Here is a 17,376-nt window from a genome sequence, read left to right as displayed (position 1 = left end):
TACACCGTGGTTGTGCACACCCCAGCCTGCGCGGCAATCTCGGCAACACTATATGAGCCGGCCATAAGCATCTCGTAGATCACGCGATGCTTATGCATCATCGAGACCTTCGGGTAGTGCGATTGGTGCTGGATCTCAATTCCGGCTTGTCGCGCCCACCGCCTGACAGTTGGTGAGGGTATCCCTAACTCACGTCCAACTGCGCTTGCTGATGCCCCGTTGGCGATGTGTTGAAGCGCAATCGGTTTGATGGCACTGTATTTCGTTCGGCGGGTTTGCTTCACTACTTCTCCTGGTCGAAAGTGGTGATGCATTCACCGCCTGAACCTACCGCCCAAAAATGGCCTGAAAGCGTCATAAACTCGCACAGTTTCACATTTGCAGCCCGTTGAGCTGGGCGTGGACCCCGCCTTTCCACACTGTTGGTCGTTGATTTCCATCGCGACGGAGCCCCGCGTGCACGGACTCCGTCGCTTCCTGTTACTCTCCGGCGAATGTCTCCAACTGCCGAATAGCGCCGGAGACAATCAGGAGATCACCTGCGGAAATGCGGTCGTCGGCAAGCGCAGGGCGGAATCGCTGACCGCGCTTTTGTACGGCGACAACCGTAATCGGTGCGCTCTGGTTAATCTCCGCCACCGTCTTATCCAGGCAGTGGATTGGCGGCGCGACCTTGCCTACTGCGTAATCGCGGTCGAACTCCAGGAAGTCCTGGACCTTGCCGCCGATGAGGTGCGCAATACGACGACCGGTGTCGGCCTCCGGGCGAATGACGTGGTGCACACCAATCTGGCCCAGGATTTTGGCGTGGGCCTGGTTATCGGCCTTTGCCCAAATCATGGGCACCCCCATATCCACCAGCGCAGACGCGGTCAGCAATGAAGCCTCAATGTCACTGCCGATGGCGATAACAACACGTTCGGCTTCATCGACACCGAGCTGCTTCAGTACCTCCGGCATGGTGGTGTCGGCGGTGACCACGTGGTCGAAGGTCGAGGACAGCTCCTGAACCACCTTTTCGCGATGGTCTACGCAGAGAACCTCGATACCGCCAGCGACCAGCTCCTCGCCGAGTGCCTGTCCGAAACGCCCCATACCGAGGATGACAACAGGCGAAGAGCTGGCTTGGTTGGAGAAATGATCTGCAAAACCAGCAAACGGGTTGAATTTCGAGTTAGCCAATGAAGGGCCTTTCTTCTGGATATTCGTAGACGCGCTGGCGTGGGCGGGCGGCCAAGGCCGTCGCCAAGGCGATTGGGCCAACACGTCCGGTGAACATCAGCACGATGAAGATTGCCTGTGCTGCCACCGGCAGGTCGGCGGTAATACCTGTGGAAAGGCCTACCGTGGCGAAAGCACTGATTACTTCAAAAAGAATTTGGTCAGTAGAAAACTGTGGTGCTAGGAAACTGACGGCGATTACTGCCAGGAATACCTGGCCGATACCGAAGGCAAGGACAACGAGAGCCTGGCGCAGCACCTTTGGGTTGAGGCGCCGCCTAGCCACGGACACGGAGGTGTCACCGCGAATCTCCGCGAGAACAGCGGCGAGAATGACTGCCGACGTCGTGATTTTCACGCCACCTGCAGTACCGCCGGTGCCACCACCAATGAACATGAGGAAGTCAGTGCCCAGCAGTGTCGATGGATGGAACTCCGCGTAATCGAGCGCGTTGAACCCCGCGGTACGCGGGCTCACACCAGCGAAGAATGAGTTGAGTATCTTCTCCCCCGCGGTGAATCCAGACATGGCATTGGACCACTCCCCAAAAGCCACCATGAGCGTACCCAAAGCAATCAGCAGAATCGTGCCTTTAATGGTGAAGCGAGTAGTCAGCGACCAGCGTTTAGGCAGCTGTCCTCGAGTGCAGACACTAAGCCACGCTTTGCCGTGCCGCCAGGCCTCGAGCAAAACAGGAAAACCCAGACCACCCACGATGAGGGCGAAGGCCAGTGGCAAAAGCACCCAGGCATCGCTATAGAACCCGATGACATTGTCGGTATACAGAGCGAAACCGGCGTTGTTGAAGCTTGAGATGGCATGGAACAAGCCTTCCCATGCAGCCTTTCCCCAGCCATACCCGTATCCGGAGTGGAACCGCAGCGTAAGTGCCACTGCCACCACAAACTCCACCAACAGAGTGAAGCTAACGGCAGCACGGACAACCCACGAAATCTCGCCCATATCCATACCGCGGCCTTCAACGCGGGCACCGGCACGGCGGTTCAGGCCGAGCCTTCCTGCTACGAAGAGGCCGAAAAGTGAAGCCAAGGTCATGAACCCGAGACCACCCAGCTGAATCAACAACATGATGACGACCTTGCCGAAGGTTGACCAATGGGTGGCCGTATCTACGGTGATCAGGCCGGTCAGGCTTGTTGCCGAGGTGGCTGTGAACAGCGCATCAGACAGCGCCGTGGGCAAACACATATCCCCAGGGCTCGGGGCGCACTGCCCCGTGGGATGGCTATTGGCCGCCGAAATCGGCAGCATTAGCAAAACCGTGCCAGCGGTTATCAAGGCGACATAACACCACACCACCAACGTCGTGGGACGAACTCCCCGACGTGTTTTAGTGGCCTGCCGCGACAGCGTAATCACCATCGGAACGTTAGTCCTCGTGGCCAGCGATGTCGAGGGGAATGCTGATATTCCGCCTCTGCATATGCCGGGACTTAGCGGGGAGCTGCTTTACGACCCCAGACACCGGTGCGATATCCCGTACACATTTCGCGCCCCATCCCCGCCCCCACACCCCACCCCGCTTTGGCTACTGCGGAAACCTTGAGTTATGGTCGGGTTCATGATGACACCCCTGATGAACACACCCGCGCCGTGCGGCGCACAGTGGTGGTGGCTCGCTTAAGTCCGCGAGCAACGTCACGTCATCTCATTAATGTCGACGGCAAACCCGTCAAGTACGAGCTCGCAAGAAGATAAATCTGGCGGGCTCTTTTCTTTTATCGGTTCGACGAAGAGAACCAGGGCCCGCTGAAATAAACAACAGCAACGAAAGGCTCTCTTCAATGACTGATTACAACCCCAGCGCGGATGCCATCGCCAAGGCTTCAGCACCGACTGCAACCAGGGTGCCGTCGGCAAGCGTTAACGGCGCGGGCGAGGTGCGCGAAACCCTCTTGCCTGCATTTTTCGGTCGCTTCGGTGGACAGGAAGTGCCGGAGTTCCTGCTGCCAGCACTCGATGAGCTGGAAGCGGCTTACATCGAGGCGATGAGCGATCCGGAGTTCCAGCACGAGCTGGAAGAACTGCGTCGCGATTTCCTCGGCCGCGCAACCCCGCTGTTCGAATGCCGACGTCTATCCACGCCGAACACGACGATTGTGCTCAAGCGCGAGGACTTGAACCACGGCGGCGCGCACAAGGGCAACAACGTGGTCGGCCAGGCGCTGCTGGCAAAGCGCATGGGAAAAACCCGTCTCATTGCTGAGACGGGCGCAGGCCAGCACGGCACGGCCACCGCGATGGCCGCAGCGCTGCTGGGACTTGAGTGCGAGATTTACATGGGCGCGCACGATGTCGCCCGCCAGCACCCCAATGTCGAGCGCATGGAGCTCATGGGCGCGAAGGTCGTTCCCGTCACCACCGGCGAGGCCGGTTTGAAGGATGCTATTGACGAGGCACTGGTCGAGTGGAGCAAGACTCTCGACTCCACTTTCTACCTGCTGGGCACAGCCGCCGGACCGCACCCATTCCCCACTATCGTGCGTGAATTCCAGCAGGTCATCTCGGAGGAGTCACGCAGTCAGATGGCCGAGCGTTACGGCAAGCTTCCCGACGCTGTCATCGCAGCCGTCGGTGGCGGCTCCAACGCCATCGGCGCATTTGCTAACTACATCGACGACTCCGATGTCGCCCTCATTGGCGTCGAACCCGCAGGTGAGGGTCTCGACACCGACCGTCACGGCGCGCCCATCAATGCGGGCAAGACTGGTGTCCTTCACGGCATGCGCTCATTTGTCATGCTTTCCGACGACGGCGAGGTGTTGCCATCGCACTCCATCTCGGCGGGCTTGGATTACCCGTCTGTTGGCCCGGAGCACGGCATGCTGAAGGAGAATGGCCGCGCCAGCTATGTCGGAATTACCGACGAGGAGGCGCTGGAAGCGTTCCAGCTGCTCAGCCGCATGGAGGGCATTATTCCGGCGATGGAATCCTCGCATGCGCTGGCGCAGGCCATTAAGATTGCGCGACTCCGTGAAACCGACCCTGCCGCTGTTAGCGAGCTCGGGCTGCCGGTTCACGAAGGCGATGAGCCTTTGCTGTTGCTCGTGAACCTGTCGGGTCGCGGTGATAAGGATATGGAGCAGGTCCGGGAGTTCCTGAACCAGTAGGAATAACCAGTAGGGATTGCTTCCCCACTAGCTGCCTAGCAGGAATCGGACCAAAGCTAATTCTTGTTAGGCAGCACGGCGATCGTCGGCGGCGATGCCCTGCTTCGGGTTCGCCTCCACGATGGCTTCGGCAAGCAGCGATGCCAGCGCATCCTGCTTGGATTCCTTGCCGTCCTGGAAAATCGGGGACACAGTATCCATAATCTCGTTGAATGCGTTCATCAGAGGTCACCTCTCTTAAGATCTCTTTGATCTTTATTGTTGGACTTCTCCAACCGATTCTTTGCGATTCCGCAGTTGAAACGTCGTTTCATCGAATCGTTTGGAACTTATGACTTGCAACCGTAGACGACAACACAAGACCTGGCAAGCGCTAAACTTTATTTTTAGTTAACCTTTTGTTAACTTTTGGACGCTTTTTAGCTCAGGCACTGAGCCACAAACAGCGCCCCTCGACGCCGCCCCATACCTCGCTTTACTGCCGTTGATAACGGCTTCAAAAATCACGCTTTTACACAACCAAAAACAGGGCGCGGAAGTCTCTTTTGGTCAGACATAAACTATCCCCACTAAAAGCGCTTGCAGCCAACATTGAATGTGGGTTACACACCGCGCTCAATCGTCACCCCACGCAGGGATAGCCGCCAGTTCCTCAGAGGTCAACCCCATCGACAATTAAAGAAAAAGGGGCCCCTGCCAGCGGAAATAGACCACCGACAGAGCTGCCGGCTGTCAAAGATGCTGCCGCGAAGGCCACCCCACCCCACTATCGACCCAACCCCAGCCTCACTTGATGTGACCGCAGCCACAGAACCCTCAATCTGAGGCAGTTTTTCCGCCTTTACAGCAAACCGGCGATCAAGAAAACAGAGCCCCAACGGCCCCTTCCAGGAATGCCCCCAACATCGGCTCTACCAGCGACCGTCGGTAGAGGGTTTAAAGCAGCGATTCGCCCGTCGAGCACCCTATCTCGCCCGACTGAAAAACACCCCTAAAAGGGTGAGGTAAATCACACCGCGAGCGCCACTAAAAGCCGTTTTAACGACGATCAGTGAACACCCCAATACGCCGAACAGCCTCTTCCATCTCGGACGTCTCACCGGCGAAGCAGAGGCGAACCCACTGATGGCCGTTCTCTGTGTCGAAGTCGATTCCAGGGGCAACGGCCACGCCCGTTGCGGCCAACAGTTCCCGAGCCCAAGTCATGGAGTCGACGGAGTTCGGGTCGTCGTAAAGCCCTGCGATATTGGCGTAGATATAGAAACCGCCGTCGGGTGGGGCGATATTACCGAGACCGACGCGGGGCAGCCCCTCGAGCAAAACGTCGCGGTTGCGTGCGTAACGCGTCACGTGCGAATTGAGCTCGGCAATGGACTCGGGGCTGAACGCTTCCACCGCCGCTGCCTGCGAAATTGCCGGTGGACAGACAGTGAGGTTGGCTTCGAGGCGATCAAGCGGCGCACGCAGCCACTTGGGAACGATTAGCCAGCCAACGCGCCAGCCGGTCATCGAGAAGTACTTACTGACACTGCCGACCACGACCGCCGCGTCGGAGAACTCGCGTGCAGACGCACACTGTCGGCCATAAGTAATGCCGTGATAAATCTCGTCGGAAATGAGCAGGCAATCGTGCTGCTCACACCACTTCGCAATGGCACGCAGCTCGTCGGCATCGATAATGGTGCCAGTGGGGTTGTCCGGGCTGGTGACAATCACGGCCTTGGGCACGCGCGGAAGTGCCTCCAGGTGTTGGGCGGTGAGTTGGAAACGAGTCTCAGGACCACAGTCAATCTCGACAATGTTGGCGCCGAGCGCCTGCAGCGTATTGCGGTATGCGGGATAGCCCGGGCGCGCGAGCACGATGTCGTCGCCAACATCGAGGGCTGCGAGGAAGAGCGCTACGAAACCGCCGGAAGAACCGGTAGTGATGACAACATCAGCGGCTTCCGTGGCCGTGCCGTAGTTTTCACGATGCCAGGCGGCGATGGTTGCACGCAGCTCAGGCGTGCCGACGGCCGCTGTGTAGCCCAGAACCTGATTTTCTAAATCAGCACGCGCACGGGCAATCGCGGCAGCCGGGGCCGCGGTCGCGGGCTGTCCCACGCAGAGGAATAGAGCGTCACCGTGAGTGCGCTGACGCTCCTGTGCGAGCGCGAGAACATCCATCACATGGAAGGGTGCGACCTCACAACGGCGGGATGCTAGGTCGCGCTGGGGCTGGGATGCCTGCGGTGACTGCGAGGAGTTTAACGGCTGCGGTGACTGCGACGACTTTGGCGACTGCGGAGATTCGGCGTGCATACCTTCATCTTTGCAGCCGCCGAGGCCACCCGGGAAATCCAGTTCATCCCGGGTGGGTGCACCAGTGAGGCATCCGAGTGCAGCCGGACCACCTCAAGCATTATTTAGATGGAAATACGGCCCTCAACTGCAGGTAGTGCAATGTCGGTGCGGTAGTGCGAGCCCTCGAGCTTAATGGTCTTGATGGTCTCGTACGCCTTGTCGCGGGCCTCTTCCAGCGTGTCACCAACGCCGATGACGTTGAGCACACGGCCACCAGCGGAGACCAGCTCACCCGCAGCATTGCGGGCAGTACCTGCGTGGAGAATGCCATCTGCCTCACGGCCAGGCTCTGCACCTTCAATGACATCACCCGTGCGCGTCGACACCGGGTAGCCTTCAGCGGCCAGCACAACAGTCAGAGCGTAACCATCACGCCAAGACAGCGGACCGAAGTCCGCCAATGTTCCGGTAGCAGCGGCGTTGAGCAGCTGCGCCACCGGGGACTCCAGCAGCGCCAGCACGGCCTGGGTCTCCGGGTCACCGAAACGGCAGTTGAACTCAATGACAGCCGGGCCGTCCTCGCCCCAGGCCAGACCTGCGTACAGCAGACCCTGGAACGGGCAACCGCGAGCGGCCATCTCACGAGCGACCGGCTCGCAGACCTCGGTGACAATGCGCTCAGTTGCGCCTTCCGGCAGCCAGGACAGCGGGCTGTAAGCACCCATGCCACCGGTGTTCGGCCCCTCGTCGTTATTACCGACGCGCTTGTGGTCCTGAGCCGGCAACAGCGGGACGACGATTTCGCCGTCGACCAGGCAGAACAGGGAAACTTCCGGGCCGTCCAGGAAGGACTCCAGCAGCACCGGGTTACCGGCGGCCAGAACAGCCTTTGCGTGTTCGAGAGCTTCAGCGCGGTCCTTAGTGACCACGACTCCCTTGCCAGCAGCCAGACCGTCATCCTTCACGACCCAGTTCGGGCCAAAGCGGTCAATGGCGGCCTCGATGTCTTCGTCGGAGGCCTCCGGCTGGATGGCCTCTGCCGAGGCGGTCTTTACCCCAGCTGCCTTCATGACGTCCTTAGCGAAAGCCTTGGACCCCTCAATCCGAGCTGCGTCAGCGTTCGGTCCGAAGACTGCGAAACCAGCGTCGCGCAGCGCGTCTGCCACACCCGCGACCAGCGGAACCTCAGGGCCAATAACAACCAAATCGGCCCCAATTTCCTTGGCCAGCGCAACAGCGCCAGCGGGGTCATCCACGACCAGTGGATGCATGGTTGCAATTTCACTCATACCCGCATTACCAGGGGCTACGTGAAGATCAGTAGCCTGCGGGTCCTTACTCATTGCGTACAACAGGGCGTGCTCACGGGCACCGGAGCCAATTACGAGGATGCGCATAGCAATCATCTTACTAATCAGCCCGGATAACTCTCATCGCACCCAACCCCTCAATCCGCTATTCGGGTTACCCTTGGCACATGAGCACAGTATTTACCAAAATCATCAACGGTGAACTCCCCGGTCGTTTTGTCTACCGCGATGACAAGGTCGTCGCATTTTTGACCATCGAGCCAATTGCGCCTGGTCATACGCTGGTCGTCCCTGTTGAAGAGGTGGACAAGTGGACGGACGCCTCGCCTGAGCTATGGGCCCACCTCAATGAGGTTGCCCAGAAGGTTGGTCAGGCTGTTGTCTCCGCTTTTGACGCTCCGCGTGCTGGCTACCTCATCGCCGGCTTCGAGGTTCCGCACACGCACATTCATATCTTCCCTGCCCACGATATGTCCGGGTACAACCTACAGTCGGTAGATCGCAATCCTTCCGCAGAGTCCATGGATGAGGCCGCCGCCAAGCTACGGAAGGCCCTCGGGACTGACGAAGACGGAAAGTTGGTGCGCTAATCGCCGCTTCAAACGAGGATTTTCGGGAAGAACAACTTCCGGTAGTCCCTGCCCCTGAAGCGCAGGAACCGGAGGCGCAACAACCGGCTGCAGCTGAAGGATCAGCATCGCTCCCCTATGCCATCTTCCGTCCGCTGCGCGGTGTTTTCGAAGATAACTGGGGAGCCAAAGTGTCCAACTCCCGGCCGTGGCCGGTCATCCTCCTGCATGGAACAGGCCAGGTCAAGGGCATTTGGGAGACCCTCGGCGGTCAGTTACGGGAGGATGGCTGGGCTGTCTTCGCGCCAGATTTTGGACACCGTGCAACAGACCCCATCAATCAGTCCATCGACATGCTCGTGCCTTACATCAAGGCTGTCCTGCACGCCACTGACGCAAAGCACGCCGTTATCGTGGGGCACTCGCAAGGCGGCTTAATTGCCACCCTGCTTTCTCTGCGCATTTCCAAGTACATCAAGCATGTTGTCTGCCTTGCCGCGCCCAATCACGGCACCAATCTGGGCGGCATCGCTTCCAGTATCACTAAGATCCCCGGCACAAAGTCGCTGATGAGCAACTTCGTTCAGAGTTACTGGGGCGTTTCCGGTTTGGAACAGCTCACGGGTTCAAAGATGGTTTTGAACTCCAATTCCCACGATATCCTCGGTCCCGGTGTTACTTACACCTGCATTGCCACCAAGTATGACCAGCTCATTTCCCCTCCACAGTCCTGTTTCTTGGATGATGGTGACACAGGCATGGTCACCAATCTCTATGTGCAGGACACGTTCCCTCAAGCCATCGTTTTGCACGAGCAAATGGCGCACGATTGGCGCCCCCGCGCGCTTACTCGCGAGGCACTATTCAAGCTGGTAGGCGAGGATTTTGACCCAATCGAGCATGCGGAATAGACCGCTCCTAACGCGGATTTTCCCACCGACAGCCGCACATCCGTCCCTGCCAAATCCGAGTCCAGCGTCGGGGGACCTCAGAGACCCCGTTCCGGTTATCGCACTTCATGGCACGCTCGATAGTCCCGGCGCGTGGGCACCGCTTGCCGACGGGCTCCGCTCCCTCGGCCGCCGAGTCTATGTACCGGCCTACGGAGACCGTGGCACTGCTGCCCTTGTAGATTCTGTGGCCGAAGTCGACTCCTATATCAACGGAGTCTGCACTGAAACGAACTCGGACACGGTCGATATTGTGGCTCACTCGCAGGGTGGGCTACTGGCTTTCCTGCTGTTTACGCGTCTTGCAAACCATGAATGCGAGCGTTTTTCGTTTCGACGTGTCATCAGTGTGTCGGGCTCTGTCGGCGGTGTAAATCTGACTGGAAGCTCCCGCATTTTGGGCTGGTGGAAGGGGGCTCCTGCCCGCTGGCTAATGGGACAGGCTTTAGCCGATCAAATTGCGGTAGCGGCAGGACAATATGAGCTTCCTGCCGCCAACACTGCCCCACACCTCCGAGGACGCAAGGCAGCTACACCTGACTGGATTAATGTCATCAGCCACCATGACCGCCTGGTCATTCCATGGTCCGATACCGCGCAGAGCTTCCTGCCGGACAGTCGAGCTGTTTTGCTCGAAACCGAGCTGGAGGGCAGGTCTGTTGCGCATTGGAAGCAGCAAACAGACCCCGAAGTGATCGAACTGATCACTCGGCTATTGGCGTAGAGCTTCGACCTAGAACTTGGTCAGCGACTCGCGCGCGGTGACGACATCCGCAAGCAGCTGCTGCGCGGCTGGCGAGGGGTTATCGGAGGTGAGGGCCTCGATGACGACGTCGGGAAGCCCTGCGGCGCGGTAGTCGTCGACAGTGACATCGCCGTACTCGAGGACCCCGTGGAGCCATGCGACTGCACGCGACTCTGGTGAAATGCAGCGTCGTGCGGTGCGTTCCTGCTGGACGAGCACATCACGGTTTTCCACCCCGCGCATCCCCAGCCGTGCAAGAGTGCGAGCAGCAGAGATGAGGTTCTCACCGGCAACACAATCCTGCTGGTTCGGATTGGCCGGCGGCTTCTTACGACCACGACGGCGCACGTAGAGCTCCTGCTGACCAATACCGACCAGGGAGCCATCGCGGTTTCGGATTACAGAGGTGTATGGAACGACCGTCGAATAGCCACCTTCAGTTTCGGCCTTAAGCTTTTCGACCATCTCATCCGGCACCTCTACCTCAAGGTACGCACCATTCTTACCCGGCCGGATAAATTCAAACGACCCAGTTCGCGTCCACGCCTCGTACTTCTTGACATCCAGACGCTGCATAACCAGCGTGCCAAACAGCACATCCGTCATCGAAAACAGTGCACCGCCAAATGCCGCGCCATGCATATTCGCAGTCAGAGCGTTTAGGCGCAGCTCCAATCGCCCCTCAGACCAGTCATCCGCAATCTCAGTGATACGGATGCCGGTGCCAAACAGCGGCGGCCAAATGTTCAGCAAGAACTTTGCCTTAGCCGGGGACATCTCTTTCTCAGCAAGTTTGTACAGGGTGCGTCGCAGCGATGGACCAATAGACATAACTACTTACATTAGGTGTTGACCGGGCGAACGCGGGCATTATTGTCAGAAAACAAAAGTGTGTCAGCTTCAGCACATGCTTTACGACGGTTCCCGCGCCCCACCTTTTATTAAGACAGCGACTATTTCAGCGACTATTTAGGCAGCAAACCGTTCCGCCAGCGTATTGACGCGCAGAGTGAAGAAATCCCGCAATTCCGCGTAGCGGGAATAACCATAAATCCCGCGGTCAGCTGGGTCATCATATTCCCAGCGCTCAGTCTCTACATCTGGCGCGATGTAGTCCGAAACGTCGATTTTCCCCACAACAATGACCACATCCGCACTGTCTGCGAGAGACGGCGTGAGTTGATGAGGATCGCCATCGCACCGTGCCCCCACCTCACAGAGCGCACGCCGCGCGTCTTCATCCAGACCGCGGTCATCATCATCGATGCTGATACCTGCTGACAACACTGTCAGGCCTGGGGCAGCTTGCCGCAGCAGCCCTTCTAGTACGCGTGAGAGTCCCATGTTTGAACTACTGACAAAGAGCACCTCTGACATGGCTCTATCGTAGAATATTTTTCTCGGAGAAATCACCCCAGCTTGTGGGGTTTTCTGGAAGGTTTTGCAGAAAAATGCCAAAAGCGCCCATAGCGCAGGCCCTTCCCCGAGACCAGCCCTATCGACGCTTATGACTTAAGAACAAAGTCCACTTTACATGCGCATGTAACCCCTGTGAAGCGTGGGGCTAGAGTTGCAGATGTGAAAGCTCCGTGGCCTGTGATTTTCCGGCTGTCGGCGTTGCGCTGTCCTGCTGTCGGTGTTGCGCTGTCCTGCTGGCGGCGTTGCGCTGTCCTATCGATGCAATATTCACCTATCGATACGCAGCAGCGTGGCCATAAGTGAATAGCTCATCCATATGTTGACCGGGACTTCCGACAACGTGCGCATAAGTGAAAGAAAATTCCCCCGCCCCAGCCCCCGACAGGCATTTGCCCTTTAATCAGTCTTCAAACGCACCCTTTGTTCCCCGCCCGACCTCCTTAAACCGGATAAAATTGGCGGGGCCGATCGCTCGCGAATAGGAGAATCACCGTGACCGACTCTCGCGATATTAAACCTTTTGCATCCAACCGCGGCCCCAAAGTGACCTCCATCGGTGCCATCATCGGCGCAGCAGCAGTGGGCGGCCTGCTTCTCGGAGGTGTCGGTGCGGGCACCTGCTTGGCGGTCTTTGATTCGCCCGAGCGCTCTGACTACGTCATGCAGCCCGCGCAGCGTGAGGTGCAGGCTGACATCATGGACTCAGACGATGTGCTCACCCCGGAGGAAGAACAGCGCATGCTTCGCGATGTCTCCCGGATCGCCGCCCCTGACGTGGTCCAAGGGCTGCACTACATGGTCTTTGCCGAGAACAAGGAAAACGTTAATGACTCCGTAGAGGAGTACCTGCGCGATAACCACCAGGAGCTCATCGGCAAGGATAAGTTTGCTGATGGCCAGGTCTTCGTCGGCGTGGGCCTTGATCCGCGCCAAGCCTTCGTCTTCGCGGGTGAGGACGTGGCTGCTCAAATGAAGCTACGCAAGAATGACAGCCATCTGAAACAGTCCATCGAAGCAATTAAGCCGGGCGTGCGGGATGACAACATTCCTGCTGGCCTCTTTGCTGGCGCAGCGGCTGCAATCGACGTAGACCGTGCTGCGGATACTCAGTACGAGGGCGCAAAAGAGGACCGGATGGCGGCGGCCGTTGGCCTCGGGGTGGCGGGCCTGAGCGTTGGCGGCGCTGGTGTCGGCCTCGCCGGCGGTGTACGCCGCAGCCGGCAGAAGAAGACACAGCAGGCACGCGAGGACTGGGACTACGTGTCGCAGACCTACACCGATGTGGCGCAACGGCTAAGGGAGATTGATATTCGAGCGCACTCGCTCCAATCAGGGCTGGTGGATGAGCGCCTGCGCCAGGACTGGGAGGGTTTGCGCGATGACTTCCTAGCAATCGATAGCCAGGTTGGTTTCCTCATGTCGATTCCGGCGGATGCGCCAGATGAGCAATTCCGCTCACACTCCGAGCTCATCGCCAACGCGCGCCAACTGTGCGAGCGCGTGGAAACCGCTGAGGCCAATATTGAAAAGCTGCACCGCATTGAGAACGCTGATGCGGATGCTCGCCGCTATGAACTCTACGAGCTGGAGAAGGATCTGGCACAGGCAGGCTACTTGGCCGCAAGCATCGACTCGGCGCTTGAGCGCCACGCGAAGGAGTTGGAAGATGCCGCCACTGAATTATCCAAGGAACCACACCATCCGCAGTTCATGGAGCGCTACCTAGAACTCTTGGATCGCTCCGCGCTCTTGTCGGAGCACGTGCAGTCCCAGCTGCAGAAGCGCAATGAGGCCGACGAGCGCCCCGAGCGCACGCGCATCTACGACTCTGATTTCTTCGCTGGCTCTGGCTACCACGGCTACGTGCCCTTCTATGTCGTGAGCACCTGGGATAGCGATGCCACCACTGCCCGCGACAGCTCTTCCAGTAGCGGTGGCGTCAACAGCGGGTTTAGCTCAGGGTTTTCCGGTTCAGGCGGTTCTTCCAGCTTCTAAGCCGACTTACGGGACAGAGGGGATGCGGACGTTCTGTTAGACGATTTCACCCCTCACGCTACTTAACCCCTACATTTTCCCCTTTAAACCAAAGAACCCCAGGCCGGAAAACTTCCTGACCTGGAGTTTTGGAGCCGGAAACGGGACTCGAACCCGTAACCTACCGTTAGGGTACCCTGTAAAGGTTTGACCTATAATGCCATTTATGCCTGTCAAAGCCGTTTCTCGCGCCACACAGGGACACCTCCCCTACTAGTTTTTGAGGAAAGTCTTTGGGGAAGTGCGGAGTTTTCCGAAGTAGACCCGCAGCTGGACATACGCCACAGCCTGAGTACAAGACTTAACCGGCGGTGGCTACACGGTGTCGACTAGGGGCCACACACCCCTTGCCCCAGCAACCCCTGCCCGTCGCACCCCTACCCCCCACGCATAAAAATGGACTGGGATTGCCCCCAACCCCTCAATTCCGGTTACTGCTCCTGCCACCCCACGTCGTCGGGTGTGACATCCCGGCGCGGGCCCAGTCGCGCAGCGCTCGCCACTGGTATCTCGGATGCAGTACCGCAGATACCCGTCGAAGAGCTGGACGCCTATCTACCAGTCCCGCAGCAGCCCGCCACTCTGCAAATCCCACAACCCCGACCCATCAGCTAGGGCTTTGTCATGCCTTCTGCACCGAGGCAGACGCTCATACCCTTCGACAGGCCGGCGAGGCGGTAGGCGGCTAGCGGGTCCCAGGCACCCGCGGCAAGCCGCCCGGCGCGGGCAACGGCGCCCCTCAATGGGCGAACACAATTGGTAAATTGGTCGTTTCAGGCTATCAATAGTGTCGCAATGAGAGCGCCTAGTGAAATAGCGAGCATCCCTAAGCAATTGACCCAAAACTCGCTACCTAGAAACTTGGCTCGGATATGTGCGATTGCTGCGGTGCAGAAGTAGGCAATGACTCCAACCATCGTCGCTATTCCAATGCCTGGTATCCAGAGCCCAATAATGAGTCCACTTGCTGCTAGGCACTTGATAACGATAAGAGCCCACCACCACTCTGTAGGAAGTCGTACTCCTCTGAGGCAGGCCTCGATGAATGCTACGGGTTTGAGCGAGAGTACCGCGTCTCCGAACAAAATGGCTGCAAGAATGATGGAGGGCCAAGCAGGCGAAGATTCGAGAATCATTATTTTACTCCGTACGCGATTTTAAGACGGGAGATGGAACTGTTCGCGTGAATGGATAGTTCGTCGGTGTCGTATGCACCGGCAGCCCAGCCAAGAAGCAACCCAAGATAAATGTTGTAAAGGATTGTCGCGAACTCTTTAGCGTCATCTTTAGGGAGCATATTGCCTAGGCGCAACACGATTTCATCTACCAAGAGAGTTCGAAGCTCGTTGAGAATCTCTCCGTTGTCTCCCTGTGTGATTAGGGCAGCGCCATACGCTTTCGATAATTCTTCCTGCCCAGTAAACATTTTCAGGAAAGGAGCGAGAACGTCGAGAAGGTTGTCTGATTGTCCACGGAGCTCATCGTGCATGACGGTGATTCGATGTCCGATGGTCTGAATCAACAGCGACTGCTTGCTCCCGACGTTCATAACGGTTCCAACGCTGACGTTAGCTTTCTGCGCGATGGCACGCACATTTGTATCCGCGTACCCGACTGACACAAAAAGGGCATAGGCGGTATCCAAGACTTTATTGCGCGTCGCCTCCTTTTGAGTAGCACGACTTGATTGAACTTGTTCACTGAACATGTTCAAATCGTATCGCTACATCAATCTACGGTCAAGTAGCGATGTGGTTATCCAAGTACATTGCTGTCATGAGAGGCGAGCGGGTTTCCTGCTTACAAGGAGGAAAGTTATAGCTGATCGTCACACACCTACATGTTTTTGCCAGACCAGCTTCTCGGGCCAATAGACTCAAGGATTGCCGAGCGCTTGGCCGATAAGCCTACGAGCTTGTTCCACGGCCAACGCACGACAGGGGCACCGACGACGCGGGTACTGCCTATGCGTGACGACCCATCCGGCACATACCCCCACCCTGGCAAAACTCTGGCCGGGCTCTAACATGGGCAGGCTTGCCGCACCTCGCCGGCGACGATGTGGCGCAGGCCGACCGGGAGCTGCTGCCTGCGGTGATTTCCTATCACGACCTCCGTCACACGGTAGCGACCGCCATGGCTGCAACGGGCAACGCGGCGCTGGCCACCTTGCAACTGGGCCATGCCTCCGCCTCGACTACGGAGGCCGCCTACATCAACCGCGCGGGAGATGTTGACAACTCCGCAATCATTGAAGCGTTCGCTGCCGACGCGCTGGCAATTTTCGGCGGCTAGTCGCTGCCCTCCTGCCGCCGCCCCTGCGCCCTCTTGGCGGGTTAAGTAAAGAAAAGTGTGTCCGCATGCCACCATAACCCCAGACCACACACCACAAATCACCAAAGAATAGCTCCCCGAAAGCTATTACCCACACCATCCCGCACCTCCGGCCACATTTGTGCTAACCGCACACCGGTTGGATTAAAGGATGACCACCAACCGCCCCAGCTGCCCACTATGCGGCAACAACACAAAGAAAAACGGCACCACCAGCAAATCAACCACCCGTTGGCGCTGCACCCACTGCGGACACTCCTTTACCCGCAACACCCAAACCCACAACAAAAACACCGCCACCATGGCTTTGTTCATCCAATGGGCCACCGGCACCCAATCTCTAACCACCTTCGCCGCACACCATGGCGTAACCAGGCAAACCATGCACCACCGATTCCGATGGTGCTGGTGGATCATCCCCACACCCACCATCGACTCATTCCGCATCCATGACCAAATCTTCCTCGACGCGACCTATCTAAAGTCCGGATGCCTCCTGATCGCAGCCAGTAAAACCCACGTCATCAACTGGACCTGGGCCAGACACGAAACCACCGCCGCCTACACCGAACTCCTACGCCCCATTGCCGCACCACTAATCGCAGTCACAGACGGCGGACAAGGTGCCCAATCAGCCATCCACCACTGCTGGCCAACAACACGCATCCAACGCTGCCTCGTCCACGCCCAACGAACAGTCTGCCGCCACACCACCAGCAACCCCCGCACCGATGCCGGCAAAACCCTCTACCGCCTAGCCCTGAAACTCACTCGCATCACCGACCTTGACCAAGCATCCACATGGGTCGCCCACCTGCACGAATTCGACCACACCTACCGGGAATGGATGAACGAGAAAACCACCATCAAAGACCCCGTTACCGGCGCCTACACCAAGGTCTACACCCACCAACGCGTCCGAGCGGCCTATCAATCATTGCTATCTCTGCACCGCAGAGACCTGCTGTTTACCTACCTGCAACCCCCACCAACAACCATCGACCCCGACAACCTTGCAGCAACAACAAACAGCCTCGAAGGTGGCATCAACGCCCCCATAAAAGAACTAGCCCGCAGACACCGCGGACTATCACTACCGCATCAACGCACAGTGATGGATTGGTGGCTGTATCTACATACAGAAGTCCCTGACGATCCGGTCAAGATCGCCAGGGACCAACGATGGGGTCAAGACGCACTTTCCACAGCAACAGACCTGATCACCCACAACACCACAGCCACTACCAATGACATCGGTGCACCAGCAGAATACGACACCGCCATCGACACCAGCTACCAACACAACCTCGGCATCCAAAAAGGCTGGATCAAATAACCGCAACACGCCCGGAAAAGACACACTTTTCTTTACTTAACCC

General features: G+C 58.1%; 17 protein-coding genes. 7 read left to right on the top strand and 10 right to left on the bottom strand.

Features of this window, described 5'->3' with window-relative positions:
• From ADM64_RS10825 to ADM64_RS08350, 3 genes are all read right to left on the bottom strand, one after another.
• A partial coding sequence (locus ADM64_RS10825) for a helix-turn-helix domain-containing protein (RefSeq protein ID WP_241486319.1) occupies window positions 1-314 on the bottom strand: 314 nt, incomplete at its 3' end.
• Between the two features lie 166 nt (window positions 315-480).
• Complete coding sequence (locus ADM64_RS08355) at window positions 481-1,182, bottom strand: potassium channel family protein (protein ID WP_049172150.1); 702 nt, start codon at window positions 1,180-1,182, stop codon at window positions 481-483.
• Window positions 1,175-2,605 carry a TrkH family potassium uptake protein gene (locus tag ADM64_RS08350; protein ID WP_049193840.1) on the bottom strand — a complete coding sequence of 477 codons (1,431 nt, stop codon included), beginning with the start codon at window positions 2,603-2,605 and terminating at the stop codon, window positions 1,175-1,177. The genes ADM64_RS08355 and ADM64_RS08350 overlap by 8 nt, the downstream gene beginning before the upstream one ends.
• A 422-nt stretch (window positions 2,606-3,027) precedes the next feature.
• Here ADM64_RS08350 and trpB point away from each other — a divergent pair, with 422 nt between their 5' ends.
• The gene (trpB, locus tag ADM64_RS08345) at window positions 3,028-4,353 is read left to right on the top strand and encodes a tryptophan synthase subunit beta (RefSeq protein ID WP_065428897.1); all 1,326 of its coding nucleotides are present in this window, start codon (window positions 3,028-3,030) and stop codon (window positions 4,351-4,353) included.
• Between the two features lie 66 nt (window positions 4,354-4,419).
• Here the strand turns inward: trpB and ADM64_RS11010 are convergent, their stop codons facing one another.
• The 3 genes from ADM64_RS11010 to purD form a co-directional block, all read right to left on the bottom strand.
• Window positions 4,420-4,575: a hypothetical protein gene (locus ADM64_RS11010; RefSeq protein WP_162837147.1), complete on the bottom strand. Its 156-nt coding sequence runs from the start codon at window positions 4,573-4,575 to the stop codon at window positions 4,420-4,422.
• 816 nt (window positions 4,576-5,391) lie between these two features.
• Entirely contained in the window at window positions 5,392-6,519 is a 1,128-nt protein-coding gene (locus ADM64_RS08340) for an aminotransferase class I/II-fold pyridoxal phosphate-dependent enzyme (protein ID WP_049172167.1), read from the bottom strand.
• 239 nt (window positions 6,520-6,758) lie between these two features.
• Window positions 6,759-8,033, bottom strand: a complete 1,275-nt coding sequence (purD, locus tag ADM64_RS08335; protein ID WP_049172166.1) for a phosphoribosylamine--glycine ligase — start codon at window positions 8,031-8,033, stop codon at window positions 6,759-6,761.
• Between the two features lie 80 nt (window positions 8,034-8,113).
• Between purD and ADM64_RS08330 the strand changes: the two genes are divergently transcribed.
• The 3 genes from ADM64_RS08330 (at window position 8,114) to ADM64_RS08320 (ending at window position 10,189) form a co-directional block, all read left to right on the top strand.
• Entirely contained in the window at window positions 8,114-8,536 is a 423-nt protein-coding gene (locus ADM64_RS08330) for an HIT family protein (RefSeq protein ID WP_049172147.1), read from the top strand.
• A 170-nt stretch (window positions 8,537-8,706) separates the two neighbouring features.
• Window positions 8,707-9,426, top strand: a complete 720-nt coding sequence (locus tag ADM64_RS08325; RefSeq protein ID WP_049193838.1) for an esterase/lipase family protein — start codon at window positions 8,707-8,709, stop codon at window positions 9,424-9,426.
• Window positions 9,416-10,189: an alpha/beta fold hydrolase gene (locus tag ADM64_RS08320; protein WP_049193836.1), complete on the top strand. Its 774-nt coding sequence runs from the start codon at window positions 9,416-9,418 to the stop codon at window positions 10,187-10,189. Before ADM64_RS08325 ends, ADM64_RS08320 begins: the two co-directional genes overlap by 11 nt.
• Before the next feature lie 9 nt (window positions 10,190-10,198).
• On the opposite strand, the gene ADM64_RS08315 is transcribed toward ADM64_RS08320, so the two are convergent.
• Window positions 10,199-11,041, bottom strand: a complete 843-nt coding sequence (locus ADM64_RS08315) for a PaaI family thioesterase (RefSeq protein WP_016421433.1) — start codon at window positions 11,039-11,041, stop codon at window positions 10,199-10,201.
• 138 nt (window positions 11,042-11,179) lie between these two features.
• Window positions 11,180-11,554, bottom strand: a complete 375-nt coding sequence (locus ADM64_RS08310) for a hypothetical protein (protein WP_016421434.1) — start codon at window positions 11,552-11,554, stop codon at window positions 11,180-11,182.
• A gap of 567 nt (window positions 11,555-12,121) precedes the next feature.
• On the opposite strand from ADM64_RS08310, the gene ADM64_RS08305 reads away from it, so the two are divergent.
• Entirely contained in the window at window positions 12,122-13,624 is a 1,503-nt protein-coding gene (locus tag ADM64_RS08305) for a hypothetical protein (protein WP_016421435.1), read from the top strand.
• Window positions 13,625-14,436: 812 nt separating this feature from the next.
• Here the strand turns inward: ADM64_RS08305 and ADM64_RS11145 are convergent.
• Both ADM64_RS11145 and ADM64_RS08295 read right to left on the bottom strand, forming a co-directional pair.
• Window positions 14,437-14,799 (bottom strand): DoxX family protein, encoded by a 363-nt coding sequence (locus tag ADM64_RS11145; RefSeq protein ID WP_016421436.1) that lies wholly within the window; start codon window positions 14,797-14,799, stop codon window positions 14,437-14,439.
• On the bottom strand, window positions 14,799-15,371 hold the full coding sequence (locus ADM64_RS08295; RefSeq protein ID WP_016421437.1) for a TetR/AcrR family transcriptional regulator: 573 nt from the start codon (window positions 15,369-15,371) through the stop codon (window positions 14,799-14,801). Before ADM64_RS08295 ends, ADM64_RS11145 begins: the two co-directional genes overlap by 1 nt.
• Window positions 15,372-15,700: 329 nt before the next feature.
• On the opposite strand from ADM64_RS08295, the gene ADM64_RS08290 reads away from it, so the two are divergent.
• A complete protein-coding gene (locus ADM64_RS08290; protein WP_016421438.1) occupies window positions 15,701-15,958 on the top strand; it encodes a tyrosine-type recombinase/integrase in 258 nt (85 codons plus the stop codon).
• Between the two features lie 190 nt (window positions 15,959-16,148).
• On the top strand, window positions 16,149-17,333 hold the full coding sequence (locus tag ADM64_RS08285; RefSeq protein ID WP_049193114.1) for an IS256-like element IS3503 family transposase: 1,185 nt from the start codon (window positions 16,149-16,151) through the stop codon (window positions 17,331-17,333).
• Window positions 17,334-17,376: the final 43 nt, after the last annotated feature.

This window comes from Corynebacterium sp. 401_CJEI, from assembly GCF_001076435.1.
Classification (GTDB): domain Bacteria; phylum Actinomycetota; class Actinomycetes; order Mycobacteriales; family Mycobacteriaceae; genus Corynebacterium; species Corynebacterium jeikeium_D.
The sequence above is the reverse complement of the archived record's forward strand: the minus strand, read 5'-3'. Positions and strand labels throughout refer to the sequence as shown.

What these genes read in the sequence shown, in the direction of transcription:
- ADM64_RS08350 (WP_049193840.1), bottom strand. Translation starts at nt 2,605, where the DNA reads ATGGTGATTACGCTGTCGCGGCAGGCCACTAAAACACGTCGGGGAGTT.
- trpB (WP_065428897.1), top strand. Translation starts at nt 3,028, where the DNA reads ATGACTGATTACAACCCCAGCGCGGATGCCATCGCCAAGGCTTCAGCA.
- ADM64_RS11010 (WP_162837147.1), bottom strand. Translation starts at nt 4,575, where the DNA reads ATGAACGCATTCAACGAGATTATGGATACTGTGTCCCCGATTTTCCAG.
- ADM64_RS08340 (WP_049172167.1), bottom strand. Translation starts at nt 6,519, where the DNA reads ATGGATGTTCTCGCGCTCGCACAGGAGCGTCAGCGCACTCACGGTGAC.
- purD (WP_049172166.1), bottom strand. Translation starts at nt 8,033, where the DNA reads ATGCGCATCCTCGTAATTGGCTCCGGTGCCCGTGAGCACGCCCTGTTG.
- ADM64_RS08330 (WP_049172147.1), top strand. Translation starts at nt 8,114, where the DNA reads ATGAGCACAGTATTTACCAAAATCATCAACGGTGAACTCCCCGGTCGT.
- ADM64_RS08320 (WP_049193836.1), top strand. Translation starts at nt 9,416, where the DNA reads ATGCGGAATAGACCGCTCCTAACGCGGATTTTCCCACCGACAGCCGCA.
- ADM64_RS08315 (WP_016421433.1), bottom strand. Translation starts at nt 11,041, where the DNA reads ATGTCTATTGGTCCATCGCTGCGACGCACCCTGTACAAACTTGCTGAG.
- ADM64_RS08310 (WP_016421434.1), bottom strand. Translation starts at nt 11,554, where the DNA reads ATGGGACTCTCACGCGTACTAGAAGGGCTGCTGCGGCAAGCTGCCCCA.
- ADM64_RS11145 (WP_016421436.1), bottom strand. Translation starts at nt 14,799, where the DNA reads ATGATTCTCGAATCTTCGCCTGCTTGGCCCTCCATCATTCTTGCAGCC.
- ADM64_RS08295 (WP_016421437.1), bottom strand. Translation starts at nt 15,371, where the DNA reads ATGTTCAGTGAACAAGTTCAATCAAGTCGTGCTACTCAAAAGGAGGCG.
- ADM64_RS08285 (WP_049193114.1), top strand. Translation starts at nt 16,149, where the DNA reads ATGACCACCAACCGCCCCAGCTGCCCACTATGCGGCAACAACACAAAG.